21 protein-coding genes and 1 pseudogene are annotated in these 26,615 nt (G+C 71.2%); 13 read left to right on the forward strand and 9 right to left on the reverse strand.

Annotated elements, in window-relative coordinates; genetic code table 11:
- Positions 1-614 precede the first annotated feature (614 nt).
- The 4 genes from OHT01_RS04500 to OHT01_RS04515 form a co-directional block, all read right to left on the reverse strand.
- Positions 615-1,469, reverse strand: a complete 855-nt coding sequence (locus OHT01_RS04500; protein WP_328551801.1) for a PP2C family protein-serine/threonine phosphatase — start codon at positions 1,467-1,469, stop codon at positions 615-617.
- Positions 1,470-1,621: 152 nt separating this feature from the next.
- Complete coding sequence (locus OHT01_RS04505) at positions 1,622-3,772, reverse strand: MMPL family transporter (RefSeq protein WP_328551802.1); 2,151 nt, start codon at positions 3,770-3,772, stop codon at positions 1,622-1,624.
- A gap of 165 nt (positions 3,773-3,937) precedes the next feature.
- Positions 3,938-4,711, reverse strand: coding sequence for an LmeA family phospholipid-binding protein (locus tag OHT01_RS04510; protein ID WP_328551803.1), 774 nt, complete (start codon positions 4,709-4,711; stop codon positions 3,938-3,940).
- Complete coding sequence (locus OHT01_RS04515; protein WP_328551804.1) at positions 4,708-5,328, reverse strand: TetR/AcrR family transcriptional regulator; 621 nt, start codon at positions 5,326-5,328, stop codon at positions 4,708-4,710. The genes OHT01_RS04510 and OHT01_RS04515 overlap by 4 nt, the downstream gene beginning before the upstream one ends.
- Positions 5,329-5,597: 269 nt before the next feature.
- Between OHT01_RS04515 and OHT01_RS04520 the strand changes: the two genes are divergently transcribed.
- The 8 genes from OHT01_RS04520 (at position 5,598) to OHT01_RS04555 (ending at position 12,582) form a co-directional block, all read left to right on the forward strand.
- Positions 5,598-6,533, forward strand: coding sequence for an ABC transporter ATP-binding protein (locus OHT01_RS04520; protein WP_328551805.1), 936 nt, complete (start codon positions 5,598-5,600; stop codon positions 6,531-6,533).
- Entirely contained in the window at positions 6,530-7,378 is an 849-nt protein-coding gene (locus tag OHT01_RS04525; RefSeq protein WP_328551806.1) for an ABC transporter permease, read from the forward strand. The genes OHT01_RS04520 and OHT01_RS04525 overlap by 4 nt, the downstream gene beginning before the upstream one ends.
- Before the next feature lie 195 nt (positions 7,379-7,573).
- Positions 7,574-8,929 carry a sensor histidine kinase gene (locus OHT01_RS04530; protein WP_328551807.1) on the forward strand — a complete coding sequence of 452 codons (1,356 nt, stop codon included), beginning with the start codon at positions 7,574-7,576 and terminating at the stop codon, positions 8,927-8,929.
- Positions 8,926-9,603 (forward strand): response regulator transcription factor, encoded by a 678-nt coding sequence (locus OHT01_RS04535; protein ID WP_328551808.1) that lies wholly within the window; start codon positions 8,926-8,928, stop codon positions 9,601-9,603. Before OHT01_RS04530 ends, OHT01_RS04535 begins: the two co-directional genes overlap by 4 nt.
- Before the next feature lie 166 nt (positions 9,604-9,769).
- Positions 9,770-10,210 carry an OsmC family protein gene (locus OHT01_RS04540; protein ID WP_328551809.1) on the forward strand — a complete coding sequence of 147 codons (441 nt, stop codon included), beginning with the start codon at positions 9,770-9,772 and terminating at the stop codon, positions 10,208-10,210.
- 114 nt (positions 10,211-10,324) lie between these two features.
- Positions 10,325-10,801, forward strand: a complete 477-nt coding sequence (locus OHT01_RS04545) for an ATP-binding protein (protein ID WP_328551810.1) — start codon at positions 10,325-10,327, stop codon at positions 10,799-10,801.
- Between the two features lie 194 nt (positions 10,802-10,995).
- On the forward strand, positions 10,996-11,949 hold the full coding sequence (locus tag OHT01_RS04550) for a Ppx/GppA phosphatase family protein (protein WP_328551811.1): 954 nt from the start codon (positions 10,996-10,998) through the stop codon (positions 11,947-11,949).
- Positions 11,950-12,333: 384 nt separating this feature from the next.
- Positions 12,334-12,582: a hypothetical protein gene (locus tag OHT01_RS04555; protein ID WP_328551812.1), complete on the forward strand. Its 249-nt coding sequence runs from the start codon at positions 12,334-12,336 to the stop codon at positions 12,580-12,582.
- Between the two features lie 129 nt (positions 12,583-12,711).
- Here OHT01_RS04555 and OHT01_RS04560 read toward each other — a convergent pair whose 3' ends face one another.
- Together OHT01_RS04560 and OHT01_RS04565 are read right to left on the reverse strand one after the other, a co-directional pair.
- Positions 12,712-15,255, reverse strand: a complete 2,544-nt coding sequence (locus OHT01_RS04560; protein WP_328551813.1) for a discoidin domain-containing protein — start codon at positions 15,253-15,255, stop codon at positions 12,712-12,714.
- Between the two features lie 423 nt (positions 15,256-15,678).
- A complete protein-coding gene (locus OHT01_RS04565; RefSeq protein ID WP_328551814.1) occupies positions 15,679-17,964 on the reverse strand; it encodes a M4 family metallopeptidase in 2,286 nt (761 codons plus the stop codon).
- A gap of 776 nt (positions 17,965-18,740) precedes the next feature.
- On the opposite strand from OHT01_RS04565, the gene OHT01_RS04570 reads away from it, so the two are divergent.
- A complete protein-coding gene (locus OHT01_RS04570; RefSeq protein WP_328551815.1) occupies positions 18,741-19,556 on the forward strand; it encodes a hypothetical protein in 816 nt (271 codons plus the stop codon).
- A gap of 79 nt (positions 19,557-19,635) precedes the next feature.
- Here OHT01_RS04570 and OHT01_RS04575 read toward each other — a convergent pair whose 3' ends face one another.
- The 3 genes from OHT01_RS04575 to OHT01_RS04585 form a co-directional block, all read right to left on the reverse strand.
- Entirely contained in the window at positions 19,636-19,971 is a 336-nt protein-coding gene (locus OHT01_RS04575; protein WP_328551816.1) for a helix-turn-helix transcriptional regulator, read from the reverse strand.
- A gap of 222 nt (positions 19,972-20,193) precedes the next feature.
- A complete protein-coding gene (locus tag OHT01_RS04580) occupies positions 20,194-21,732 on the reverse strand; it encodes an MFS transporter (protein ID WP_405915246.1) in 1,539 nt (512 codons plus the stop codon).
- Positions 21,733-22,077: 345 nt separating this feature from the next.
- Positions 22,078-22,251 carry a CsbD family protein gene (locus OHT01_RS04585; RefSeq protein ID WP_328551817.1) on the reverse strand — a complete coding sequence of 58 codons (174 nt, stop codon included), beginning with the start codon at positions 22,249-22,251 and terminating at the stop codon, positions 22,078-22,080.
- A 177-nt stretch (positions 22,252-22,428) separates the two neighbouring features.
- Here OHT01_RS04585 and OHT01_RS04590 point away from each other — a divergent pair.
- The 4 genes and pseudogenes from OHT01_RS04590 to OHT01_RS04605 all read left to right on the forward strand — a co-directional run.
- A pseudogene (locus OHT01_RS04590) lies at positions 22,429-22,944 on the forward strand (DUF5709 domain-containing protein); the annotation flags it as partial.
- Between the two features lie 782 nt (positions 22,945-23,726).
- The gene (locus tag OHT01_RS04595) at positions 23,727-23,906 is read left to right on the forward strand and encodes a CsbD family protein (protein ID WP_328551818.1); all 180 of its coding nucleotides are present in this window, start codon (positions 23,727-23,729) and stop codon (positions 23,904-23,906) included.
- A 648-nt stretch (positions 23,907-24,554) separates the two neighbouring features.
- Positions 24,555-25,268 (forward strand): GvpL/GvpF family gas vesicle protein, encoded by a 714-nt coding sequence (locus OHT01_RS04600; RefSeq protein WP_328551819.1) that lies wholly within the window; start codon positions 24,555-24,557, stop codon positions 25,266-25,268.
- A 69-nt stretch (positions 25,269-25,337) separates the two neighbouring features.
- A complete protein-coding gene (locus tag OHT01_RS04605; protein ID WP_328551820.1) occupies positions 25,338-26,540 on the forward strand; it encodes an alpha/beta hydrolase in 1,203 nt (400 codons plus the stop codon).
- Positions 26,541-26,615 lie beyond the last annotated feature (75 nt).

Below are 26,615 nucleotides of genomic sequence, written 5' to 3' on the forward strand. Positions count from 1 at the left end.
TCGTGTCGGCGAGGCGAGCGGCGCGCCGCCCGGGGCCCGGGCGCGCTTCCCTGGGCCCGCGATCGACGGGCCTCAGGGCGGACCGGACGGCGGGCGGGGCCCCGGGCCGGACGACGGGCGGGGCCCCTGGCCGGACGGCGGGCACGGCCCCTGGCCGGACGGCGGGCACGGCCCCGGGCCAGACGGCGGGCACGGGCCCTGGCCGGACGGCGGGCACGGCCCCGGGCCAGACGGCGGGCGCGCGCCTTGCGGTCGGACGGCGGGCGCAGCCCCGGGCCGGACAGCGGGCGGGCGCCTTGCGCTCGGACGGTGGGCGGGCCCAGGGTCGGACGGTGGGCGGGCGCCTTGCGCTCGGACGGTGGACGCGCCCCCAGACCCGACGGCAGGCGGGGTCGGCGCCGGAGGCCGACGGCGGACGGGCCCCAGGCCCGACGCGCGGGGGGGGGCCGATCCCGGACGCCGGGCGCCCCCAGACCGGACGGAGGACGGGGCCAGTGCCCGAGGCCGAAGGACGGGACCAGTGCCCGAGGTCGGCGGACGGGGCCATTCCTGATGCCGATACGTGCCCGGGTCGGGCGGTGGGCGGGGTCGTGAGCCCGGACTGTGGAGGGGTCCTAGTGGGCGGCCGTGGACGCTTGCCGGGGGCGGACGGAGGGGACTCCGTGGCCGACCACGAGTACGGCCGCGTCGTCCTCGTGTCCCACCCGCTCGGCGCCCCTGATCACCGCGGCGGCCAGCGCACCGGCCGACAGGCCCGCGACGGCGGCGATTCCGGCGAGCCGTACGACCTGGTCGAGCCCCTCGTCGACGCTCATCGCAGGACCCTCGACGACGCCGTCCGTCAGCAGGACGAAGACCCCGCCGGTGGTGAGCCGCTGCCGGGTCACCGGGTACTGCATCCCGGCCTCGATGCCGAGCGGCGGGCCGCCTTCGTCCTCGGTGATGCCGGACTTCCCGTCGGCCGTCGCCCAGACGCAGGGTATGTGCCCGGCCCGCGCGCTCTCGATCACGCCGGTGGCCGGGTCGAGGCGCATGAAGGTGCAGGTCGCGAAGAGGTCGGCGCCGATGGACAGGATGAGGTCGTTGGTCCGGGCGAGGAGCTCCCCGGGGTCGCTCGTGACGGAGGCGAGCGCCCGCAGACCGACTCTCACCTGACCCATGAACGCGGCGGCCTCGATGTTGTGGCCCTGCACGTCGCCTATGGACAGGCCGATCCGCCCGTCGGGCAGGGTGAAGGCGTCGTACCAGTCCCCGCCCACGTTGAGGCCGTAGCAGGCGGGCGCGTACTGGACGGCCACGTCGAATCCCGGGGCGGACGGCATGTCGCCCGGAAGCATGCCGCGTTGCAGCTCGATGGCCAGTTCGACCTGCGAACGCTGGAACTCCGCGCGTTCACGCGCCTGGGCGGTCAGCGACCCGAGCCGGGCCAGCAGCTCGTCGTCGTCGCCCGTCGAGGGCTTGCGGGACATCGACCACCCCGGGAGAAGAGCCGCCCAATGAAAGAAATATAAGAAAAGGCCTCTATCGGATGATAACGACCTCCACGGTATGACCCGACATCGGCGTCTCCCGGCCGGCGACGCAGCCACCGCCGCCGCGCCGTCGGCCGGGTCCGCCCGCGCTACACGGTCAGGTGCGGCATCCGGCGGTCCAGCCGTCGCGGCAGCCACCAGTTGGCGCGTCCCATCAGGAACATCAGCGAGGGCACGAGAACAAGGCGTACGACGGTGGCGTCGAGGACGACGCTGATGGCGAGGCCGAGCGCGAGCATCTTCACCACGACGGCCGGGGAGCCGGTGAAGGACAGGAACACGGCCGTCATGATCAGCGCGGCGCAGGTGATGACCCGCCCGGTGAGCGAGAGACCGGTGCCGACCGCCCGCTCGTTGTCATGGGTCGCGTGCCATTCCTCGGCGATACGGGAGAGCAGGAAGATCTCGTAGTCCATCGAGAGCCCGAAGACGATGGCGAACATCATCATCGGGACGTACGACTCGATGGGGACGGGCTCGCCCATGCCGAGGAGCCCGTCGCCCCAGCCCCACTGGAAGACGGCGACCAGAACGCCGTACGACGCCCCGGTCGTGAGCAGGTTCAGGACGACCGCCTTGAGGGGGATCACCAGGCTGCGGAAGACGAGTGCCAGCAGCACGAACGCGGCGACCAGCACGATGCCGATGATGAGGGGCAGGCGTTCGGTGACGGTGTCGCGGAATTCGAGCTGGCCCGCGGTGCTGCCGGTCAGATGGCCCGTCGCGCCGGTGCCCTTGAGGGTGGCGGGCAAGGTGTGGTCGGTGAGGGTGGCGAAGAGGGTGCCCGTCCCGGCCGACTGGGGGCCGGTGGCGGGGACGACGGTGGCGACGAGGACCTTGCCGTCCCGGCTGGGCCGCGGTGATGTGACGTGGGCGACGCCCTCCGTCTTCGTGAGGCCGTCGGTGAGCAGGCCCGCGACCCGGTCGGCGGACACGGTCGCGCGGTCGAGGTCGACGACCAGGGTGAAGGGTCCGTTGGCACCCGGTCCGAAACCGGGGCCGCCGGCGTCGGCCATCCAGTCGTAGGCGTGGCGCGTGGTGCTGCCCGCCGGATCGGCGCCGTCGTCGATGTGCCCGAGACGCATCGAGAAGAGCGGGACCGCGCAGAGCGCGACGAGGGCGAATCCGGCGGTGAAGAACGTCCAAGGGCGCCGGGCGACCAGGCGCGCGTAGCGGTGCCATCCGTCGCGGTCCCCGGAGCTCTCGGCGACCGGCCGGCGGCGGACGCGCAGCACGTCGATCCGGCGGCCCACCAGGCCCATGGACGCGGGCACCAGGGTGAGCGCCGCGACGGCGGTGACGACCACGGCGATGGTGGCGGCGAGGCCGAGCCGTCCGATCATGGTCAGACCGCAGGCGTACAGGCTGAGCAGCGCCACGGCGACGGTGACGGCGGCGACCAGAACGGCCTTACCGCTGACGGCCGTGGTGCGGCCGACGGCCGTTTCGGGATCGTGCCCGTCGATCAGGTACTGGCGGAACCGTGTGATCAGGAAGAGCGCGTAGTCGATGCCCACGCCCAGCCCGATCATCGTGGCCAGCGTGGGTGCCGAGGTGGCGAAGGTGAGGGTCCCGGCCACGATGCCGACCACCCCGAGGCCGACACCGACGCTGATCAGGGCGGTGACCAGCGGCATGAGGGCCGCGGCGACGCTGCCGAAGGCGAGCAGCAGCACGATCAGCGCCGCGCTGATGCCGATGGCCTCGCTGGCGGCGTCATTGGCGGGGGCGCGCACGATCTCGTGCAGGTCGCCGCCGTAGCCGACGCCGATCCCGGCGTCCCTGGCGGGGGCGGTCGCCTCGTCGAGCCGCTCGGTGTAGGCGTGGCCGAGGGACTTGAGCTTGCGGTCGAAGGACACCGCGGTGTAGGCGGTCGCGCCGTCGGTGCTGGTCACGGGAGCGGCGACGGCGGTGACATGGGGCAGACCCTTGAGGCGGTCGAGTGTCTTCGCCAGCCCGGCCTCACGGTCGGACACCTTCCCGGAGCCGACATGGAAGACGATCTTCCCGCTGGGCGCGCCCGCCGCCGGGTCGGACCTCTTCAGCAGGTCAGCGCCGGTGCTCACCTGGCTGCCGGGGAGGGTGACCTCGTCGCCGAAGGTCGCCCCGACCGCCTGCCGGCCCGCGAACGCGGCCGCGAGGACCAGTAGCCAACCGGCGATCACCCACACGGGATGCCGGGCGCAGAAGGCGCCCGTGCGGTACAGGACCGACGGACTGGGGGCAGGGGGAAGGGACACTGCGCCTCCAAGGAAGTGACAGGACTGCCACAACTTAACCGGGAAGATGGCAGGGCCGTCAATTGTCAGTCATGCCACTTTCCCCTGATCCTCGTCCGTCCCCCGTACGGGGCGAGGCGCCCGCCCGAACGGCAGGCCCCGCACGCCGGAACGGCGTGCCGGCGGTCAGCTGTCGGCCTGCCCCCGTCCGGAAGCGCAGGCGGAAGCCGCTTTCGCCGTCGCCAGGGCCTGCCGGGGACCGCGGGACGCCACCTTGAAGTCCAGGACGAGACCGTCGCTCCCGGGGTGGGCGCCGACGAGCGTGGCACCGTCCGGGAGTTTGCGGATGTCGATGGTGCGCGGCTTCAGCTTGTCCGCGAAGCCCGCGGCCCCCGGAAGCGCGGAGAGCGCCGACACCGGCAGTTCGCGGCCGAGGATCTGGACGTCGGCGGGGGTGATGGTGAGGCTGTGGGCCGTGGTGGACAGGTCCGTCACCACCGTGACGGGCATCCCGGCACCGCCGGCCGCGCCCGTGAGGGTGAGACGACTGCCGTCCGTGCCCGTCTTCAGCCCGCTCACGCCGGCGCCGGAGCCGCCCCGCGCGCCGACGGTCCTGTCCAGGGCGGGGTAGGCGATGGTGGCGGTGGCGGTCCCACCGGACGTGGCGCCGCCGGTGGACACGTCACGCAGGTGGACGTCGACGTCCATGTCGGTGCCCTGGCGGCGCACCCCGTCGGCGCTGATGTCGACGGCCCCGACCGTGCCGGTGAGCGCCTCCAGTCCGGCCAGGGTGTCGTCGAGGTCGACCCGCACCCCCTTGGCCGCGCCGAGACGGCACTGGGCGGTCTCCGCGACCCGGTGCCGTACCCGGTGCTCCACGACGAGGTCGGCGGTCGCGGCTCCCGCCACAGCGGCGGTCAGGCATATCGCGGTGAGGGTGACGCGGCGGCGACGGCTCACGAGGTGGTGGCTCCGATCGTGGTCAGGAAGGTGAAGGCCCGTGGGAGCAGTCGGTCGGGTTCCACGGGAACTCCGGCCGTACGGCGGTTGCGCAGGGTACGCAGGACGGCGCGCGCGGCCGACAGCGCGCAGTTGGCGATCACGGCGGCACGCAGATCGGCGTCCGGTGCCTGCTCCGGGAGGCGTTCCAGGACGAGTTCGGTGAGGCGCGCCTCGAACTGCTGGAACTGCCGCGACAGTCCCTCGCGCGCCTGCTCGCGGATCTCGTCGAGCGGATGGGCCAGCGCGGTCAGGCTGCTCGCGGCGAAGTAGGACACCGCGTCCGTGATGGCACCGCAGGCCGCTTCGAGCGGGGTGTCGCTGTCCGGCCGGGCCAGAAAGGCTTCCTCTATGCGCGCGAAGAGCTCGATCCCGTCGGGGAGCAGCAGGGCTTCCTTGCTGTCGAAGTAGCGGAAGAAGGTCCGCTCCGACACGTTCGCCTCCGCGGCGATGTCGGCCACCGTCGTCTGCGCGAACCCGTGCTCGGCGAAGAGCCGCCCGGCCGCCTCCCGCAGTCCGCGCCGGGTCTCGTCCTTCTTCCGCTCCCGCAGACCGGGACTCTCGGTTCTCTCTGGCATGGTGACACCCTCACCATTGGCGCCGGGTCTGTCAATTGTCAGCCCTGCCATTTCGCCGGGGTGTCGCCGCCCTCGGTTCCCGGGCGCGGGGTGTCGCCGCCCCCTGCTCCCGGGCCTGTCATCCGAGCGCCCGACCCGAGTGATACCGCGGTACTACGGGCCCCGCGGCAAGCCGGCTCTCAGGTGCCACGGATCCGGCGCGATGGTCTCCTAGCGTTGAGGGTGAGCAGTCAGGTGGGGGGCCTGCCCCCGAACGTAAGGGAACATCGATGATCGAGGCACATCAGCTGACGAAGCGGTACGGGGAGAAGACGGCGGTGGACCAGCTGGACTTCGTCGTGAAGCCCGGTACCGTCACCGGCTTCCTGGGCCCGAACGGCGCGGGCAAGTCCACGACCATGCGCATGATCGTCGGACTGGACGCGCCGTCCGGCGGCAGCGTCACGGTCAACGGCAAGCACTACGCCCAGCACACCGCCCCGCTCCAGGAGGTCGGCGCGCTGCTGGAGGCCAAGTCGATCCACCCGGGCCGGTCCGCGTTCGACCACCTCATGGCGCAGGCCTACACCCACGGCATTCCGCGCCGCCGGGTGGAGGAGGTCATCGAGCTGACGGGCCTCCAGACGGTGGCCAAGAAGCGCGCGGGCGCCTTCTCGCTCGGCATGGGCCAGCGCCTGGGCATCGCCGCGGCACTCCTCGGCGACCCGGCCACCATCATGCTCGACGAACCGGTCAACGGACTGGACCCCGAGGGCGTGCTGTGGATCCGCAATCTGCTGACCGGGCTCGCGGCGGACGGGCGTACCGTCTTCGTCTCCTCGCACCTGATGAGCGAGATGGCGCTGGTCGCCGATCACCTGATCGTCGTAGGACGCGGGCGTCTGCTGGCGGACACCACCGTGCGGGAGCTGATCCAGCAGTCCGGCGGCGACACGGTCACCGTGGCGACCGACCAGGCGGCCCGGCTGCGCGAGGTGCTGGCCGGCCCCGACGTCGAGATCACCGGTGCGGCCGGATCCGAAGAGCTCCAGGTGACGGGTCTGACCGCGCGCGCGATCGGTCTCAAGGCCGCCGAGCACGGCATCCCGCTGTTCGAGCTCAGCTCCCGGACCGTCTCCCTCGAAGAGGCGTTCATGGATCTGACCCGCGACGCTGTCGAGTACCACGCCAGCGCCACCGTCGAGGCCCCTGGGAGGGCGGCATGAGCACCGTCACCGTCACCGACAGCCCCGCACCGGCACCGGCGCGGGCGGCCCGTCCGACGTACAAGGTCACCGGCCGCCGTGTGCTGCGCTCCGAGTGGGCGAAGCTGTGGTCGCTGCGCTCCACCTGGATCACCCTCGGTCTCGGCCTGCTGTTCCTCGTCGCGTTCGGCGTGATCGCCGCCGCGCACTACAAGTCCGAGCTCAACTCCGGCCGTCCGATGCACCGCGACGACGTCGCGGCCACCGCGCTCAGCCTCTCCGTGTTCGGCACGAACTTCGCGCAGCTCGCCCTCGGCGTGCTGGGCGTCCTGATCACCGCCGGTGAGTACTCCACCGGCATGATCCGTTCCACGCTGGCCGCCGTACCGCGCCGCCTGCCGGTGCTGTGGTCCAAGGCCTCGGTGTTCGGCCTGGTCGCGCTCGTCGTCTCCACCGTCGGTGTCTTCGTCGCGTTCACGATCGACAGCGGCATCGTCTCGGGCACGCCCGCGGCACTGACCATGTCCCACTCCGGCGTGGTCCGGAGCCTGCTGGGCGCCGGCCTCTACCTCGGCCTGGTCGGAGTGATCGGCACCGCCCTGGGCGCCCTGCTCCGCTCGGTCGCCGGTGGCATCTCGGTCCTGGTCGCCTCGCTGATGCTGGTGCCCGGTCTGATCTCGCTGCTGCCCAGCTCGTGGCAGGACAACATCAGCCCCTACCTGCCGAGCAACGCGGGCGAGTCGATGTTCGCGCTGACCCACGACTCGACCACGCTGTCGCCCACCGCCGGGCTCGTGGTCTTCCTCGGCTGGACCGTGCTCGCGCTGGCGGGCGCCGCCTACCGTCTCGTGCGCTCGGACGCCTGATCCACCCGGCACCACCCCGCCCGACCGGCACGGCACCGACCGGAACACCCGGTCCGGTGTCGTGCCGTCCGGCCACCGGCACCACGACGGACCTGCGGGGTCAGGCCCGTACGCGGGCACGAGGAGGCGCGTGCGAGGACGCGGCCGGACCCACAATGGACAGGTGAGACCCATGAGCGCGGACCAGTGACTCCCATGAACATCGACGACACCGTCACGCGGGCGGCGGTCGACCCGCCCTTCGCGGAGGCCGAGCTGCCGTGGAACCACCCGCTGGCCCGCGCCCTGTCCCGTCTCGGCCGCCGGCTCAAGCAGGGGGACCGCAGAAGGCCGTGGATCCTCGACGCGGCGGTGACGGCTGTCGTGGCGCTGCTGTTCTGCGTGCCGGACCTGGTGCACGACGAGGACGGCCGCCACCACGGATTCGACACCCAGTTCACCCACCTGCCCTGGCCGGGGACCCTCGCGCTGCAGGCCGGACTCGTCCTGCCCCTGCTGTGGCGGCGCCGAAGGCCGTCCCTCGCCTTCGCCGTGATCACCGCGGTGTTCATCCTCCAGCTCGCGCTGGGCGTCTGGCTGCGCGCCGACGTCGCCGTGCTGATCGCCCTCTACAGCCTGGTGCTGCACGGAGAGCTGCGCCGGCTCCCGGCGGCCTGCGCGGTCACGGCCGGCGCGCTGGGCCTGGTCGCCGTGCGGCTGCCGTCCGACGTACATGTACTGGACGCGCTGTTCTTCCTGTTCAGCACCATAACCGCCGCCGTCGCGCTCGGACTGGCCGTACGGATCCGGCGCGGTCAGCTCGCCGTGCTGCGGGACCGCGCGACCCGCCTGGAGGTCGAACGCGACCAGCGCAGCAAGCTGGCAGCCGCCGCGGAACGCACCCGCGTGGCCCGCGAGATGCACGACATCGTCGGTCACAACCTCTCCGTCATCATCACCCTCGCCGACGGCGGCGCGTACGCGACCGACCTCGCGCCGGAACGCGGCAAGCAGGCCCTGCTGCTCATCGGCGACACCGGGCGGCAGGCGCTCGGCGAACTGCGCCGCATGCTCGGCGTCCTGCGCGAGCAGACCCAGACTCCCGCCACGCCCGAGCTGAGCCCCCAGCCGGGCATCGGGGACATCGACGGCCTGTGCGGGCGGATACGGGCCGCCGGCCCGCGGGTCGTCCACCGCAGCAGCGGCGAACTGGGCACCCTGGACCGAGGAGTCCAACTGGCCGTCTACCGCATCGTCCAGGAGGCCCTCACCAACGCCCTCAAGCACGGGGGCCCCGAGACCCGCGTCGATCTCGCGGTGGGCGTCGCGGACAACCTCCTGCACATCGACGTCCACGACACCGGCCCGGGCACCGGCACCGCCCGCTCCCGGCCGCACGACGACGAAGGACACGGAATCCCCGGCATGAGAGAACGCGCGGCCCTCTACAACGGGACAGTCGTCGCGGGACCCGCCTCCGACGGCGGCTGGACCCTTCGGGCGACCCTCGATCTCACGCCGCCCGCCGGGACCGATCTCGCTCCGTCGGCCGCCGCGGGCGGTGCGGCGTGACGAGCGTGCTCATCGTCGACGACCAGCCGCTGCAACGCCTCGGCTTTCGCATGCTCCTGGAGAGCACGCCGGACACCGAAGTCGTCGGCGAGGCGTCCCACGGCGGCGACGCCGTCCGGCGGGCGGCCGAGCTCCGCCCCGACGTCATCCTGATGGACGTACGGATGCCCGGCATGGACGGCATCGAGGCCACCCGCCGGGTCGTCGCGTCCGGTGGCCGCTCCCGCGTCCTGATCCTGACCACGTTCGACCTGGACGAATACGCCTACGCGGCACTGCGCGCGGGAGCCAGCGGGTTCCTCCTCAAGGACGCCCATCCGGAGGAACTGCTCGCGGGTATCCGCGCGGTCGCCGCGGGCGACGCGGTCATCGCGCCCGCGCTGACCCGCCGTCTCCTGGACGCCTACGCCAAGCATCTGCCCAACGATCCGACGACCGGCAGACCCCAGGACGACCCCCGCGTCAACGCCCTCACCGAGCGGGAGTACGAGATCTTCGTCGCCATCGGCGAGGGCTGGAGCAACAGCGAGATCGCCGAGCGGCTGGTCGTCGCGGAATCCACGGTCAAGACCCACGTCGGCCGCGTCCTGTCGAAGGTGGGCGTCCGGGACCGCGTCCAGGCCGTCATCCTCGCCTACGACCTCGGTGTCGTCCGCCCGAACCCGCCCGACTGAGTCCCCGAGCCCGCACACGGCTACGCGTACTCCGCCGTCGGCGACCGAGGCATGCGTACGGGCGCGGACGACAGGGCCGGCGTGGCAGCGGGCCGGCGCACCGGCGAGGGCGCGTCCGGGGCGGGCCGCGCGGCGCGGGGCCCGGACAGGTCCTAGGGTCGGCGGTATGACCGACGACAACCTGCGCCACGTCACCGTCGAGCGGACCGGCACCGGGCATTTCACCGCGACGAACGCGCGGGGCGGGACCATCGCCTTCGGGACCGGTTCCGGACCCGGCGCCGAGGACGCGTTCACCCCGGTCGAGTTGCTGCTCGCCGCCATCGGGGGCTGCTCCGCGGCCGATGTCGATGTCGCGACCAGCCGCCACGCGGAGCCCACGCGGTTCACGGTGAGCGTGACCGGCGACAAGGTCGGCGACGCCTCCGGAAACCGGATGACCGACCTCGCGGTCACGTTCTCCGTGTCGTTCCCGGACGGCGAGTCCGGCGACCGGGCCCGCGCGATCCTCCCCCGGGCCGTCAGGACCTCCCACGACCGGCTCTGCACGGTCAGCCGAACGGTCGAGGCCGGGACCCCCGTCGCCGTGACGGTCGCCGACGTCTGACCTCGCCGGGACCCGGCGCCGTGCCCGGCGGAACATTGCGCGGCCGGGTGGAGTGAAGCCGGATTTCCGGGGCATACGCCGAACGTCGGAGAGGGTGAGCGCAGGACGGATCGTATGGGCCAACCGGTGAGCGAAGCGGGACAGCAGGAACAGCGGGGTGCACTGATCGAGGCGTCCGTGGCGTACGACGGTGACTCCGCGTGCATCGCCGAGGCGCGGGCGTTCACCCGTGACTTCCTGACGAGGGTGCAGGCGGTCGCCGGGCTGCCCGTCTCCGGACGGGTGATGGGGATGGTCCCGCTGGTCGTCAGCGAACTGGTGACGAACGCGGTCAAGTACGCGGGCGGACCCTGCCTGTTGTCGCTCCAGGTGGAGCGGGGCGCCGTACGGGCGACCGTCTGGGATTCCGACCCGACCCTTCCGGTGGCACGCGCCGCCGACGCGGGCCGCGTCGGCCAGCACGGGCTGGAAATCGTCATGGCCGTGTGCCAGGCCTTCGAGGTGCACCGGGAACCCGTCGGCAAACGGATCACCGCCGTGGTGACGCTGACCGACGAGCCGGACAGTGACGTGAGCGGCTCCGCCGGCTGACGCCGGGCCCTGGCACCGGCGCCCACGGCGCGGTCCACGGCAACCCGCCCGAAGGAGCCGTCGGTTCGGCCGCGCGGCATCGCCGCGCCGTCCCCGGCAGACGCCTGAAGAGCCGAAACGAAATCGTGTCGCCCCACATCGGGCCGTCTGCGGGACAATGGCGAGTTCGCAGATCTCTTCCGGCAGGGAAACGGGTGGTTAACACAGTGCGGCAGGCAGGTGTACTGGACGTCGGGTGCCACAGCGCGTTGCTCACCGTGGCGCGCCGCCGCGCCGGGATCGACATGGAGCAGGTGCTGTCCCGCAAGGTACGGCTCCAGTTGCACGAGACGCTCGACGCCACGGGCAGGCTGGACAAGGCAGGCGTACGCAGTGTGCAGCTGGCCGTGGCCGAAACCCTCGCCGAGGACCGGGAGTCCTTGCCGGAGGTGTACGCGTTCGCCACATCGGTGATTCGCGACGCGCCCAACCGCGAGGAGGTCCTCGCCCAGGTGGCCAGCGCCACCGGAACCCGGCTGCGGGTGCTGTCGGGCGAGGAGGAGGCCCGGCTGGCCTATGTGGCCGCACGCCACTGGGCCGGCGCGCGAAGCGGTTCCCTGCTGGTGCTCGACATCGGCGGTGGCACCGTCGAGATCGCGTCCGGCACGGCCAAGCAGCCGCGTACCGTCCTCTCCCTGCCGCTGGGAGCCCGGACGGTCACCCGCGACTGGAGACTCGACGAGGCCGTGTCCTCGAAGCGGCGGCTCGCCGAGGTGCGCGACCATCTCAGCGACCGCCTGGCCGAGGTGTCCGCCCTGCCGCGGGCCGAGCCGGACGGGCGGGTGCTGGCCTGTTCCAAGACCTTCACACAGCTCGCCCGCTACACGACCGCCGGCCGCGACCGCTCCCGGGCCGTGCAGCGCCTCACCCTCGACGAGGTACGGGCCGCGGTGGACGTGCTGGCCCGGAACGGGTCCGCGGGCCGCGGCCGGCTGCCCGGGATCTCACGTCACCGGGCCGGACAGTCCCTGGCCGGCGCGCTGGTCGCGGAGGCGCTGATGGAGGCCTGCCGGGCCACGAGCGTGGAGATCTCCCCCTGGTCCACCCGGGAGGGTCTGCTCCTGGAGCGCCTGGGTGCCCTGCGCACCAAGAGTTCCGCCCGCCGCTGACCCGGGCGATCACCGGGCCCACGGCTGTCCGGTCCCTCCCCTCCCCCGGCGCGCCCGGACAGTCCGGTTCCGTCAAAGCCCTGGAGTCCGCGGCGCGTTCGGGACGGCACGGCGCCGGCCGGCGGCTCGGCGCGACCGGTCGTCGGAGTGCGGGACGACCGGAGGCCGGGAACAAACCGGTATCGCGTGACGCTGATCCGGACAGTGCGGCCGGTGCCCGCGCACAAGGTTCGTCCTCGTGCCGGGACCGGGCGGTGGAGCTGCTCGTGGAAAGGCGTGAGAGCGATGATGGCGTCCGGACAGCGACGACCGCGGGGGACCGGGGCGGGCGAGTCGCCCCTGGTGACTTCCTGCGGCCGCAGGATCTCCGTGAAGGAGCTGCGGGTGCCCACGCCGGGCCGGCTGATCGGCCGCGTGACCCTGGACGTGGGCCCCGACCAGGGCGACGAACACGGGGTGTGGGCCTCGCTCACCCCCGCCGAGGCACGTGAACTGGCTCGTCGTCTCCTCGTTCACGCCGCCCTGGTGGAACCGGCGGGTCCGCCCGACCAGGAAACGCCCCGGGCTCACGACCTGCCCCTCGACACGGCGGAGGCCGCGCTGGGCGCTCGCTCGGGTCATCACGCCGCCTGAGCGGGCGCCAGGGGCGCGGCACGCGTCCTTGTCCGGTACACGACGCGAACGGCGCGCGGGTGCCGGTGCTCCCCCAGGAGAGGGTGGAGCACCGGCACCCGCGCGCCTGTCAGTCGGCGGCGTTCAGGGTCACGGGAACTGTGTGACCTTCGACGGAACGGTGTCCGTCCCCGAGGTGGGTGCGCCGGTGTTGTTGATGACGTGGGCGTACTGGCCCTTGCCACCCAGGGAGATCACCAGGATGTCGTGCATCTTGACCCCTGTCTTCACCGGGACCTGGAAGCCGTGCGCCTGGACGATCGTCGGGTCCGTGGTGAAGTTGCAGTAGCTTCCCAGACCCCATGCCTCGTGCACGGCGACGGAGTCGGCGACCTTGTACGCCGCGTATCCGACGATGCCGTCGTGGGTGATGGCGGCGGCGTTGGGCACGTCGTACGCCTTCTCGTTCTGGAAGAAGATCGTGCGTCCGTTCTCGCCGTTCCACAACACGTCGTACTTGTTGAAGTGTTCGACGAACAGGCCGGTCGCCAGGACGTCGTCACCGTTGACCACGAGGCCGTAGTCGGCGCGGTTGGTGTCCCAGCCGACCCCGTCACCGTGGTCGGCTCTCCAGAGCCAGGTGTGGTCGATCACGACGTCGTCGCTGTTGACCACGACCGAGTTGGTGGCGAGGCCGGGGCCCGCGCCGCCGATGCGCACGAACACGTCCTGCATGGTGGTGGGGTTGGCGGAGTGGTCGGCCGAGGAGCCCGACGGGCCGATCTGGAGCAGGGTGTCGGAGTTGGAGCGGCCGGCGTCGATGAGGAATCCGGCGAGCCTGACTCCGTCGACGTCCGCGACATGCATGGCGTCGATGCCGTTGTCCGGCACGATGGTCGCGAGGCCGAGACCGAGGACGACGGTGTTGGCCCGGGTCACGTTGATGGTCTGGTCGAGGTGGTAGACACCCGGGGTGAACAGCAGGTTGAGGCCCTGGGCGAGGGCCGCGTTGATGGTGGCCGCGGTCGCGCCGGCCTTGACGACGTAGAACTGGTCGAGCGGGATCGACGTGCCGGCCGTGTTGGGCCACGAGACGCCGCGGGCGTTGGTCCGCTTGGAGGGCACGAACACCTTGTAGGTGCTGCCGTCCATGTAGAGGAAGGGCTTCTCGCGGGAGACCGGGGTGGTGTCCAGGGTGGTGTACGGGCCGGAGTCGAAGTTCGTCGCCGGTGCTCCCTGGACACCCGTGAAGGTCATGTTCCAGACGCCGTTGGTCCAGCCTCCGACGGAGCTGTCACGGGTGTACCACTGCTGCTGCGAGTACGGGCCGACCGTGCCGTCGATCTTCGAGTCGGCGATGTAGCCGCCGGAGGCCCAACCGTAGCCCGCCGGGGCGAGGTTGAGGCCGCCCTGGACGTGGATGCGGCGGAAGGGGGCGGCCTGTGCCACCGCCCAGCGGTCGGTGCCGTTGGAAGGCGTGATCGACAGGTTCTCCGCCGAACGCCAGAAGTTCTGGGTGGCGTTGCCGTTGAACCAGCCCGCGTCCACGGTGATGTCGCCGTTGATGTGGGTGTCGTCGGGGTTGAGGCCGAGGCCCGAGATCGAGGTGTAGAAGCCGAGTTGGGCGTTGATGCCGTTGTAGGTGCCGGGCTTCATCAGGAACTGGTAGCGGCCGGAACCGAACTGGTTCGACTCCTGCTGGGCGAAGACCTGGTCGAACTTGGCCTGCAGGTCGGGCGTCGAGGGGTCCACGACGATGACGTTGGGCCCGAGGTCACCACCGCCCTGCACCGGCGGGGTGCCGCTTCCGGTACCGGTGTGGACGGCGACCTCCCACAGGGAGTACCCGTACGCGGTGCCGCGGGTCGTCCCGTAGATCCGTACGTAACGGCCCTGGCCGGAGACGTCGTAGGACGCCGTGCCCCCGGTGCCGTCGGTGACGGTCTTGAGGGTGGTCCAGTTCTGGCCGTCCGTCGAGGCCTGGATCTGGAAGGCCTTGCCGTACGCGGCCTCCCAGTTGAGGTCGATCCGGCACAGGTCGCTGGTCGTACCCAGGTCGACCTGGACCCACTGCGGGTCGGCGAAGGTGCTGGACCAGCGCGTCGTCGTGTCGCCGTCGAAGGCGGCGGAGGCCGGGCTGGCCGCGTTCTCGGTGGTGGAGGCGGTGGCCGTCTTCCCCTGCGCCGCGTTGGCCGTGCCACAGGTCGCGGGGGTGGTGGTGCCGCTGGTGCCGAACACCTGGAACTCCCAGAGGGAGTAGCCGTATTGGGTCGCGCGGTGGACGCCGTACATCCGCACGTAGCGGCCCTGGCCCGACACGTCGAGGCTGTCGGTGCCCCCGTCGCCGCCGGTCACTGTCTTGACGTCGGTCCAGGTACTGCCGTCCGGGGACGTCTGGATGCGGTAGTCGCTGCCGTACGCGGCCTCCCAGTTGAGGACGACCTTGGTGATCGTGGCCGAGGCACCGAGGTCGACCTGGAGCCACTGGGTGTCCGTGGCGGCCGAGGACCACCGGGTGGCGGTGTCGCCGTCGACGGCGTAGGCGGCGGGAGTGCCGCCGTTCTCGTCCGAGGAGGACGTTGCCGTCTTGCCCTGGGACAGCGGGAGATCGGCCGCGGCGGCCGGTCTCTGCAAGGGCAGGGTGATGAGCGCGGCCATTGCGGCCAGCGCGACACCCAGGGTTCTGAGTTTCATGCCGTGACTCCATGCGGGTGGGGTGACGAGCGGAGCGGACACACCTGTTGAGCAGCTGTGGACACAGCTGCTTGCGAAGGGATGAACGTGAACTGACCGAGCGGCTCTCTTAGTTCACGATTTGATTTAAGTAATGAACCATCAAGGTGGCAAGTCCCGTGACAGTGTTTTCTTCAACTGGTCTCCACCAGGCCCGTGTTGACCGGCCACCCAAAGGGAGTGAGGCCTGGACAGAGGCGTCACAGTCGGGCCGAAGGCCGCTCGGATCCGTCAAGGCTTGAAGACGCGGCAGGGACGGGAGAAGCCGAGTGCCCGGGGTCGTACCGCCGTCGTGACGGCGGTACGACCCCGGGCACTCGGCCGGGCGGGTCCGCCCGTCCGGACCCTGGTGGGCGGTCCGGACGGGCGGCGATGGCACGCGGGTCAGGGAGTGATCCGCCACTCCTGGATGTAGCCCACGTCGATCGACGCGAGGTCCCGGACACGCAGCTTCCAGGTGCCCTCCACGGGCTGGGCCGAGGCGTCCACCGTGAACGTCTGGTCCACGTTGTCGGCCGAACCGCCGCTGCGGTTCAGGAGGGAGTACACGGTGCCGTCGGGGCCGACCAGATCGACCGTCAGATCGCCGCGGTAGGTGTGGACGATGTTGACGTAGACCTCCGTGGTCGCCGAGGCGTTGCCGGGCCGGCCCGTGATCGTGATGGGCGACTCGACCGCGGGCCCGAGGTCCGGGATGTCCACGCGGGTGCCGTTGGCGTAGATGTAGGCGACCCGCCACTGGAAGGAGACCGATACGGCCGCGCCGGTGCTGTCGGTCACCGTCACCGTCGTGTCGCTGGTCCCCGTGGTGGTCGGGACCCCGGAGATCAGACCGCCGTCACTGATGGCCAGGCCGTCCGGCAGTCCGGTGGCCGTGTACGTCAGGCTCGCGCCGGTGTTGGTGGTGTAGGCGTTCACCTGGAGGGACACTTCCTGGCCGACCCCGGAGGTCTGGTCGGCGACCGGCGCGACGTTGACACCCAGGGCGATCCGGTCGCCGACGTTGATGCCGGCCCAGGCGTCGGCCACGGCGAGATAGGTGGCGCTGTAGGCGCCGAAGAGATCGGCGGCGGCCTGGAGGCTGGCGACCCGGGCGCCGGCGTAGTCGGTCGTCGACGTCATGTACGTCGTCAGCGCCCGGTACCAGATCGCGGCGGCGTTCTCGATGCCGATGCCGGTCACGGGCACGCCGTCATGGGTCGGACTGTCGTACGGCACACCGTTGACGGTCTTCGCGCCGCTCCCCTCGGAGAGCAGGTAGAAGAAGTGGTTCGCCGGCCCCGAGGAGTAGTGGACGTCGAGGCCGCCGAGCGAGGAGTCCCAGTAGTCGCGGGAGGAACCGTCCTTGGACGGCTTGTCCATGTAGCGCAGCGGGGTGCCGTTGCCGCGGATGTCGATCTTCTCGCCGACCAGGTAGTCGGGGACGTCGGCCGCGAGGTTCGCGTGGAACTCCACCGCCGCGGCGAAGATGTCCGACGTCGCTTCGTTGAGGCCGCCGGACTCTCCCGAGTAGTTCAGGTTCGCGGTGGCGCTGGTGACACCGTGGCTCATCTCGTGGGCCGCCACGTCCAGCGCCGTCAGCGGATGGGTGTTGCTCGCGCCGTCGCCGTAGGTCATGCAGAAGCAACTGTCCGACCAGAACGCGTTGACGTAGTTGTTTCCGTAGTGGGCCCGGCTGTACGCGGCCACACCGTCGTTGCGGATGCCGTTGCGGCCGAATACGTCCTTGTAGTAGTCCCAGGTGGCCGCGGCTCCGTAGGCCACGTCGACACCGGCGGTCTGCCGGTCGCTCTGGGTACCGTCACCCCAGACATCGTTGTCATCCGTATAGAGGGTTCCGGTGCCGGAGGTTCCCTGGTTGAGGTCGTAGGTGCGGTGTCCCGCACGGTCCCCGTCGACCAGTTGGTACGACGATCCGGACGGCGTGGTGGAGAGCGGTACCGAACCCACGTACTGGCCCGTTCCCGTGCCGGTGTCCACGCCCTGGTACCGGGAGGCGACCTTGCCGGAGTCCGCGTCGGTGATGACGTGCAGCTCGCTCGGTGTGCCGTCGCGCTGGAAGCCCTCGATCACCGACTCCCAGGCGAGCACCGGGTGCGTGCCCGCGGCCCAGACGACGAGCCGGGGCGCCCCGTCGACCCTGGACCGCCCGACCGCCGCCTTCCTGCCCGCCGTGAGCGCCTTCGCCGCCGCGTCGGCGGCGGCGATCCTCGGCCTGACGCTCGGAACGGTGATGGTGGCGCGCGTCGCCTCGGACACGGTGCTCAGGGCGCCCTTGCGGTGTTCGACCAGATCACCGCCGATCACAGGAAGTCCCGCGTAGGTGCGCTCGTACCGCGTGTGGGTCGTCCCGTCCACGTCCTGGACGACGTCCTTGACGAGGAGCTTCTCCCGAGCTCCGAGACCGAGCCGCTTCGCGGTGGCGCCCACCGCGGCTCCGGCACTCTTGACCAGGGCGGTGCGCCTGGCCGGGGACAGCGGGACCTGGGCCGCGCCGGCCCGGGACCGGGCGACGATCTTGGCGGGAGCGTGGTCCGCGCGAGCGTGGCTCCCGGGGGCGGCGGACGCGGAGCCCGGCTGGACGCCGAGGACCAGTAACGAAGCCGCGGTCGAGAGGGCGAGGACCGCGGCGTGTCTGCGCCGACGGGCGGAAGGGTGTTGCCGGTTCAAGGTCAGCTCCTTCTGCGGGGGGTCGACCCGGCTGGAGTCCCTGGGCGACCGCACCGACGGGTGCGGTCGGCTCCTGGAGGGCCGGGCGGGAAGGAGCGCCGCGGAGAACGCCGCACGAAGACGCGCGGACTCGGCGGCGCGTGGATCGTGAGGGCGGGAATCGAGGGAGTGCGGGGTGGGTGCGCGGCGCGCTGATGCGGCCTGCGACTGTGCTGACGGGGGATGTTGGTGTGGGCGCGCCGACCTGCCGTGCGCCCAGGGGCGCCTGCCGGCGGGCGGTGCGTCGGCCCGCGTCTGCTGACGGGCGGGCGCCGACGGGGATGAGGGTCGGTGGGGGCCGGAGCCAGAAGGGGGGTGAGGGCCGGAAGGGGGGTGAGGGTGCCGGAGGGGGTGAACGAAACGTGAAGGTTCGAGAGCAGAGTGCCATCCCGCCGAAGGTCTTGTCATGGAGGCGACAAGAGATCGGCTTGAACTGACCATTGCCTACTGCGAGTTCATCACTTCGCTGAGGCCCTTTCGGCCGCTGTGCGATGACTGTGAGATGACTGTGAGGCACGCGCGCCGCCCGCCGGGGGCGGGGGACCCGAAGTGGCCGGATCACCGCAGCCTGCGGCCATTTGTTGCGCAAAGTAACGCCAGGAAGCTGAGCCGGGTGACATCATCTGCGTTACTCGCTGCAGCCTACCCACTACAGGCCTGTCGCGAGAGGGCTGGGCGCATACGCCGAGGGGGAGTCCGGCTCACCTTCTGCTCGCCTGCGACGGCCCTCCCTGTCCATGCTCGACCTGGGGCCGTTCATGACCTATCACCACGGCTGGTTCGCCGGTTATGTATTACCGGCCATGCTGAGTGCCGGCCTCGCGTGGGTCGGCTTGGCGCGCAATTCCGTCGGCAAGGGCCGACTGCTGGGCAGTTGGAGATCCGCCGGCCTGACCCTCCTGGTTCTCTCTCTGACAGGTGCGGTCGGAATCGCGGCCGGGATGGCCCTTCCACACCTGGCGAAGCTGCCCCCGGTCGCCGCGGGCCTGGCAACCGGTGTCACCACCATGCCGCGCAAGCGGCAGGACGATACGACCCAGCCGTACGTCAAGTTCATGACGCTCGGCATCGCCTGGTTCAGGGAACGGCTCGAGTACCGCATGCAACTCGACGCTCACACCTGGTGCGACGGGTTCCTGGACAGCTTCGAGAGATCGACGCAGCTCCGCGTGTTCGTACACGACCTCAGGAACTATCTGGCGGACCGGCATCCCACGCTCACCAAAGCGATCACCAACCTCTTCGACGCAGCCGACAAGGCGATGATCCACGCGCTTGAGGTGCAGACGAAGACCGATCAGGCGCGCCGTGAAATCCCGACCAACTGGATGCGCGAGCCGACCGATGAAGAGGTCTATCAGTGCCGCAGCGCCATGGGTGAGGCGCGCAACCGCTGCGGTGACCTGCTGATGTACGCCTATGTGCACGGCCGCCGGACGGAGGAGGCCGAGCTTGAGACACTGCGCGCCAAGGCCCTGCCGAACGACGCCTTCCACAGCTCGGCTCTGCCGCAGCAAGGACGACGGTTCAGCCTGCGCCGCAACCGCACCTAAGGGCTGAGGTCGGCGCAGAAACGGGATGTCCGCCGCAGGACGTCCATCGGCTCCCGCAGGCACCGACGACGGAGCACACCTATCGATGTGTCGGGATGCCGCTTCCACGTAGGGTCGAGGACTCTCCGCTCCTCACGGACGCCTCTTCCGCGGCCTCTGGGCGGCGAGGAGAAAACCTGATCTCGACGTCCGCTCCCAGCGCTTCCGCCGCCGCGGCCAGCGTGCGCACCGTCAGGTTCGCCTCGCCCGACATGATCTGACTGACCCGGCCGGGACTGACGCCCATGGCTCTGGCCAGGTCCGCACGTGTCTTGCCCAGGCCCGCCAACAGGCCTGCCAGAGAAGCTGTCGCCTGGTGCGCCAACTGAACTCCGGCTAACTCGGTGCTGCCTTCACCACGAGTGAAGAAGCTCATGCATTGCCCCCAACCAAAGCTGCTGCAGCGGGTGTTGCCGCTATCTCCAGAATGCCATCTTTAGGTCTACCTAAACACTCGATTCCAGCGGAATCTCCGGACACGACGGCCCGAAGCGGTCTGCCGGCATGCCTGTGACCTGCCGCTACAGGTTCTCCGACCTGTCCATCCGGGGCTGATTCAACGTCACTCCAACGGGGGTTCAGAGCCGGTGACGACCCCTCAGAGCCGAGTCGCACGGCTGGGCCCGTGGGACGGTTCCGGTGGGCGGGGCGGAGGCCGGGGCCTTCGGTCGCGCAGCCAGTCGTGGACAGCCAGGCCGAAGGCGCCCAGGATGAACACGATCCCGGAACCGATGGCGATCACAACGGCGGACCGGTAGTCGTGGCGGCCGGTGCCGAGCACCACGTAGAAGAGCCCCGGCAGCGCGGCCGTACCGACGGCGCCGCCCAGTCGCTGGGCCGTCTGCAACGCACCGCCGGCCGCGCCCGCCATGCGCACCGGCACGTCCCGCAGGGTCATCGTGACATTGGGCGAGATGACACAGCCGCTCCCCAGACCGCCGGCGAACAGGACGGGAGCCGCGAACCACAGGGCGGTGTCCCCGGAAGCGAGACGCAGCGCCAGGACCGCTCCGCCGAGCCCGAGGGCCACGACAGCGAGACCGCAGACGGTCAGCAGCCTGCCCAGCCGCTCCACCAGCCGCCCGGCCACCACGGCCGCCGCGGCCGAACCGAGGGCGAAAGGGGTCACCGCGAGCCCCGAACGCAGCGGCGAGTAACCCTGACCGTTCTGGAAGTAGAGGGCGAACACCAGCCACACCCCGCTGAACCCCACGAAGTACAGGGCGGCGATGGTCGCACCGACGGCATACCCCCGCGTGCTCGTGACCAGGCGAGGATGCAGGAGCGGTCGGCCGCCGCCCGCCGCCAGCCGCCGCTCCCACCACGCGAACGCCATGAGCAGCGCCGCCCCCACCGGGAACAGCCACCACAGCCTCCGTACACCGCCGGACTCCGCGAGGACCAGCGGAAGCATCATCGCGAGCACACCGCAGCCGAGCAGCGCGACGCCGCGCAGGTCCAGTCGCTCCCGGTGGCCCGGAACGACCCTGGGCAGCAGGCGCAGGCCCAGCAGGAACGCGACGGCTCCGACCGGCACGTTCACGTAGAAGATCCAGCGCCAGCCCTGCGGCCCGTCGGCGAGCATCAGGATCAGTCCCCCGATGACGGGGCCCACCGCGCTGGAGATGCCGACCGTCGCACCGAAGAGGCCGAAGGCCCGGCCGCGCTCGGCTCCCCGGAACATCTGCTGGATGAGGGCGGAGTTCTGCGGCGCGAGGCAGCCGGCCGCCACGCCCTGCGCCAGTCGGGCCACGACGAGGAGGGTGATGGTCGGGGCCGCGCCCGCCGCGGCGCTGCACAGGACGAAGCCGGCGAGCGCGAGAAGGAAGATCCGCCGTCGGCCGATCGCGTCGCCCAGCCGTCCGGCCGTTACGAGTACGAGCGCGAAGGTGAGGGCGTAGCCGGAGACGACCCACTGGATGGACGGGGCACTGGCGTGCAGGTCACGCTGCATCGACGGCAGGGCCACCGCGACGATGGTGACGTCGAGCAGGCTCATGAACCCGGCCGCCAGGCTGACCCACAGAGCACGCCAGCGCCGCGGATCGGCGCCCTCGGCCGACGCCCCCAGCTCGCCGGCCCCGGGCCCGTCGTCCCGGCTTCCGCCGCGTCCGTCTGCCTGCGCGTCCGGTCCCACGCCGGGGGCTCCTCTCCGCCGCTCCCCCACCATCTTCGGCCCGCGCGGGCATCCGGCAACAGGAACTGCCCCGCCGCTCGGCGTCCCTCCGAGCCGCGGGACCTCACGCCCAGCGGCTCACTCCGGCCGTCGGACGGGCGTCGGCGGGGACAGGGGGGAGGGCGGGGGCGGCAAGTGGCCGCCCCTGGGCACGTGACTGTGGGGCCCGTTCCCCTGAACGGGCCCCACATGGTCCGGTCGAAGCGACCGCGCCGACTCCCTGGACGTGCGCCGTCAGCGTTTCCTCGACGTGCGCCGTCAGCGCTCTGTGAACGATCGCCGTCAGCGTTTCCCGAACGTTCGCTGTCAGCCCTTGAAGACGTCCTTCGTCTTCTCCTTGGCCTGCCGGGCGTCGCCCTTCGCCTTCTCGGCCCGGCCCTCGGCGGTCATGCGCTCGTTGCCGACGGCACGTCCGGCCGCCTCCTTCGTCTTGCCCTTGGCCTGCTCCATCTTGGCCTTGGCCTTCTCTTCGCCACCCACGATGTCTCACTTCCCCATCACGATCGACTTCGGGTGTCGAACATCGAGTGACCCGTCCGACCGGGGTCAAACGTGAAGATCGGGGATCAGTACCGTCCGCTCGGTGACCCTCCGTGATCGCGTGCGGCTCCGGCATGCCGGAATGAGTGGGCTGGGCCAGCCTGGATACATGGGCCGATGCCCCTTCGATCGGTCCGGAGGGTCACGCCCGTCTTGGGCAGCCAGAGCGAGGACGACGTCATGGGTGATGAGGTCTACCAGCCGGGAGGCCCCGATGTCCGCGAGGACGAAGGCATCCTCGACCCTGAGGACACCCTTGAGGACCGGGGCTCGGATCCCTTCGACGAAGGGTGGTCGCCTCCCGAGCGACCGCTCGCGGTCGAGCATCGAGGCACCACGGCGCGTGAGCAGCGTGAAGGCGAGAGCCTGGACGAGAAGCTGGCCGAGGAGCGGACGGATCCGTCACTGGAGGAGTCCGACGAGGACGAGGACGACGGTGTCGGCGGCCTGGCGGACGAGGACGGCGAACTCCTGGACGGCGAGATGGGCGCCGACCGTGCGGAACGGATCCTGGCCCTCGACGAGGGCGCCCATCAGGACGCCGAGCACGACATGATCGCCGAGGACGGCGACGCCGACGACGGCACGGCCTCCGCGGAGGAGGCGGCCGTCCACCTGATACCCGACGACGACATGCCCGAGCGACTGCCGGACGAGGACGGTCGCCGCGCCCCGCGGGACGAGGTCCGCCGCCTGCGCTCGGAGACGGACGTCACTCCGTAGCCGGAGGCTGATGCCCCTCCCCGCACGAGTCGGCGTGCGGACACCCGGTCGGTGCACGGTGTGCGGACACCCGGTGGTACGAGAGGACCGGGTTCCTACGGACGGTGCCCAGGTGCTCGTACGGCGCGGGCATGGTCGTACCGTGCCGGCGCGTTCGTCTCGTACCGGCTGGGTGGTACGCCGCCGATGCCGTCCGTCGTACGGCCCCGATGCCGTCGGTCGTAGGTGCCGATGCCGTCGTACGGTGTCGAGGGGCGGTCGGTCAGTCCTCGCCCCTGACGATGTTCCAGTCGGGGGCGGACCGGTCCGTGCGGGCCGTTCGGTCGGCCGTCGCCGGGACGCAGGTCCGCGGACCGCCGAGGCGCCGACGGCGCGACATGGCCCATCCCGTTTCGGGTCGTGCGGTGGTCCTGGTACTGATGTCCGCGGTCACGGCTCTTCTTCCTTCTTCTCCGCTCGGCCCCGGTTCCCTGTGCGTCCGGGCCCCGTCGGGTCCGGCCGTCTCTCCTGCGACTCCGGGCTGTCCGTATCGGGTCCCCCTCGGCGGCTCGGGGAAACCCGGCCACAGCCGGCGGGGCGTCGTACGCGGACGGACAGGCCGGTTTGCGGTGCCGTCCGCGAGGCCACACGGTGAGAAAGGGAGGCGTGGCCCGCCGGGTCGCGGCACGGAGCGCCCCGAGAGGACGGCGACGATGATGTTCAAGGGCAACGCGAAGGCGAAACAGATCAAGGGCAAGGTGAAGGAGTCCGTCGGAAAGGTGTTGGGAGACACCTCGGTCCAGAGAGCGGGACGCCGTGATCAACTGCGCGGCAAGGCCCAGGAGATGACCGAGAAGACCACGGCGCGCGTCCGCAGCTGGACCAAACACTGACCAGGACTCCTCAGCACCTCACCGACCGCGTTGACGGCGGCGAACACGGCGGGTTCCAGCGCCACCCCGGGTCCGGGTCGGAGTCCGGGTCGGGGTCCGGGTCGGGGTCGGGGTCCGGGTCGGGGTCCGGGTCGGGGTCGGGGTCCGGGTCGGGGTCTTTCGGGCGCCGCGCCGAATCCGGGGCGGGGTCCACCGGCTTGCCCGCCTTCTCCGCGTTCCGCCGGGTCGGGCCGGTCTCTCTCACCGTCGCCGCGCACCGCGCAAGGAGCACCGTGGAACGGGTCTACGCCTGGGCATGCGCCCTGGAGACGCGGCGTGGAACTACGGCCTGGACATGCGCCTTGGGATCGCACGGCCCGCGGCTCCCCCGGGCCGTACGATCCCCCTGAGCGGGCGGACCTCATGAGGTGCCGTGCCCGTCTTGTCCGGTGCCACAAATGCCACCTCTATGATGGTATTGGGCGTTTCCGTCCGATGTGTGGCGTCCGCCGCCACGACCGGAGACACCTTGCCGCAGCGGAACCCGCCGAAACAGCCATCAGAGCGGCGAGGCGGCGGGGCCAGGAGGAGACGGTCGCGCAAGCGTGGCGACCCGCTCGGCACTCCTCCCAGCGGGAGAGAAGCGCGTCTCACGCGGAGGAGTGAGCCATGGCCGTCCACGTCTACTCGATCACTTTCAAGGATCATCCGCTCCGCCTCGACGACCTCGACGGCGTCGGCACGCCGCCCACCCCGTTGCGCACGGTGACCGGCGGCCCCCTCTGCGCTGTGGTGAGCGACGGACCGGCGGAACTGCCCCTCGAACAGGGGGACATCGACGCCCACGAGAAGATCCAGAAGCGACTGATGGCGGACGGCACCGTACTCCCCCTGAAGTTCGGCTGCACGGCCCCGGACGACGAAGCGGTCCGGCTCGCGCTGGAGGAACGCGCCGACGACTACGCCGACCGGCTGGGCCGGTTGGAGGGCTGCGTCGAGTACCGGCTCAGGGCGTCACAGGACGAGGAGATGCTGCTGCGGGAGATCCTGTCGGAGTCCGAGGCGGCCCGGCGGCTCGACGAGCGGATACGCGCGGGCACGGCGGCACCCGACACGGCTCCGCGCCTCGGCGAACTGGTCGTCGCGGAAACCCGGGCCCGGCAGAAGGCCTTGGCGTCGGGAGTGATCGAGGCGCTTCGCCCCTTCGCCCGGGAGACCGACTCCGGGCAGCCGGACGGAACGGACTTCCTCAGCGTCTCCTTCCTGGTGAACGAGGAACAGGACGAACTGTTCCTCGCAACGGAGTTGAGCCTCGCCCACCAGATGGGCGAGGGCTTCGACTTCCGACTCGACGGTCCCCTTCCTCCGTACAGCTTCGGTTGATACAACGGCTGTGTTCACAGGCCGACGGGCCCATGTCCTGCGTTCCGTGCGGCCGACGGGGGAGTCGCGGTGCCGTTCACCCAAGTGATCAGCGGGTGCGGGTCGATCGCGCTCATGACCCTGGTCGCGCTGCGCCCGCCGCGGCCCCGGCGTACAACTCCCTTCACCCTGAGCTTCTTTCTGACGTTCCTGATCAACGAGCAGCCCTTCCTCGCCCTGTACGTACTGGCGGCCGGAACGGTGCCCCCACTGGTCGCCGGCGAGACGGCAACGCCGTCGTGGTGGCTGGGCACGGGTTTGGCCACGGGCACCGCAGCCGGGGTGCTGTGGCTCGCCGTGCGTGCCCGCACCGCGGGGCCCCGGCTGACCGCCGCGCTGCAGCGGGCACTCGGGCCGCGGGCGGTACCGCGACGCCGACGACACGGCGTGTGGCCGCTGGTGCGTCTGCTGGTCCTGCCGCTGGTTTCCTACCGGTTCGGCGTACGGCGGGTGGCGAACGTCCGATACGGCGACGGGGGCCGCGGCCACCTACTGGATGTGTACCGCCCCCGCTCAGGAGCGCGGAACGCGCCGGTCCTGGTCTACCTCCACGGCGGAGGCTTCCGCATCGGCAGCAAGCTGCTCGGCGCACGCCCCCTGCTCTACCGGCTCGCCGGCCGCGGTTGGGTGTGCGTGAGCGCCAACTACCGCCTCGGCGGGGGCCTTGACTACGCCGACCGGCTCGCCGATGTCCGGCAGGTCGTCCGCTGGGTGCACGAGAACGCCGCCGCCCACGGAGCCGACCCCGCGGCGCTGTTCCTCGCCGGCGGCTCGGCCGGGGCCCATCTCGCCTCCATGGCCGCGCTCACCGCCTCAGGTGTCCCAGGCCGGCCGGACGGCGAGGAGTGCGACAACGCGGTGGCGGGGGTGATCAGCCTCTACGGCTACTACGGGCAGGCCGACGGCGGCACCGACTCCACCCCGCTGGCACACCTGCACCCCGACGCCCCGCCGTTCCTCATCGTCCACGGCACGCTGGACACACTCGTCCTGGTCGAGGACGCCCGCCACTTCGCCGCCGAGCTCGAAAGAGTCTCCACACAGCCGGTGGCCTACGCCGAACTCCCGGGCACCCAGCATGCCTTCGACCTCTTCCCCTCGCTGCGCTTCCACGCGGTCACCGACGCGGTCGAGGACTTCACGTCCTGGGTCCGCGCCAACGACACCAACCCTCCGCGGCATCGGGGGACGGCACCCTCCGACCAGGAAGGTGATCCGTTTTCGCCGCGATAGAAACCGAGCGCGACCGACGGACTCACGAGGGCGGATACCGGTCACCGTCCGGCACCCGTGCCACCGGGCCCTCCC

This window comes from Streptomyces sp. NBC_00358 (assembly GCF_036099295.1).
In the GTDB taxonomy this organism is placed as follows: domain Bacteria; phylum Actinomycetota; class Actinomycetes; order Streptomycetales; family Streptomycetaceae; genus Streptomyces.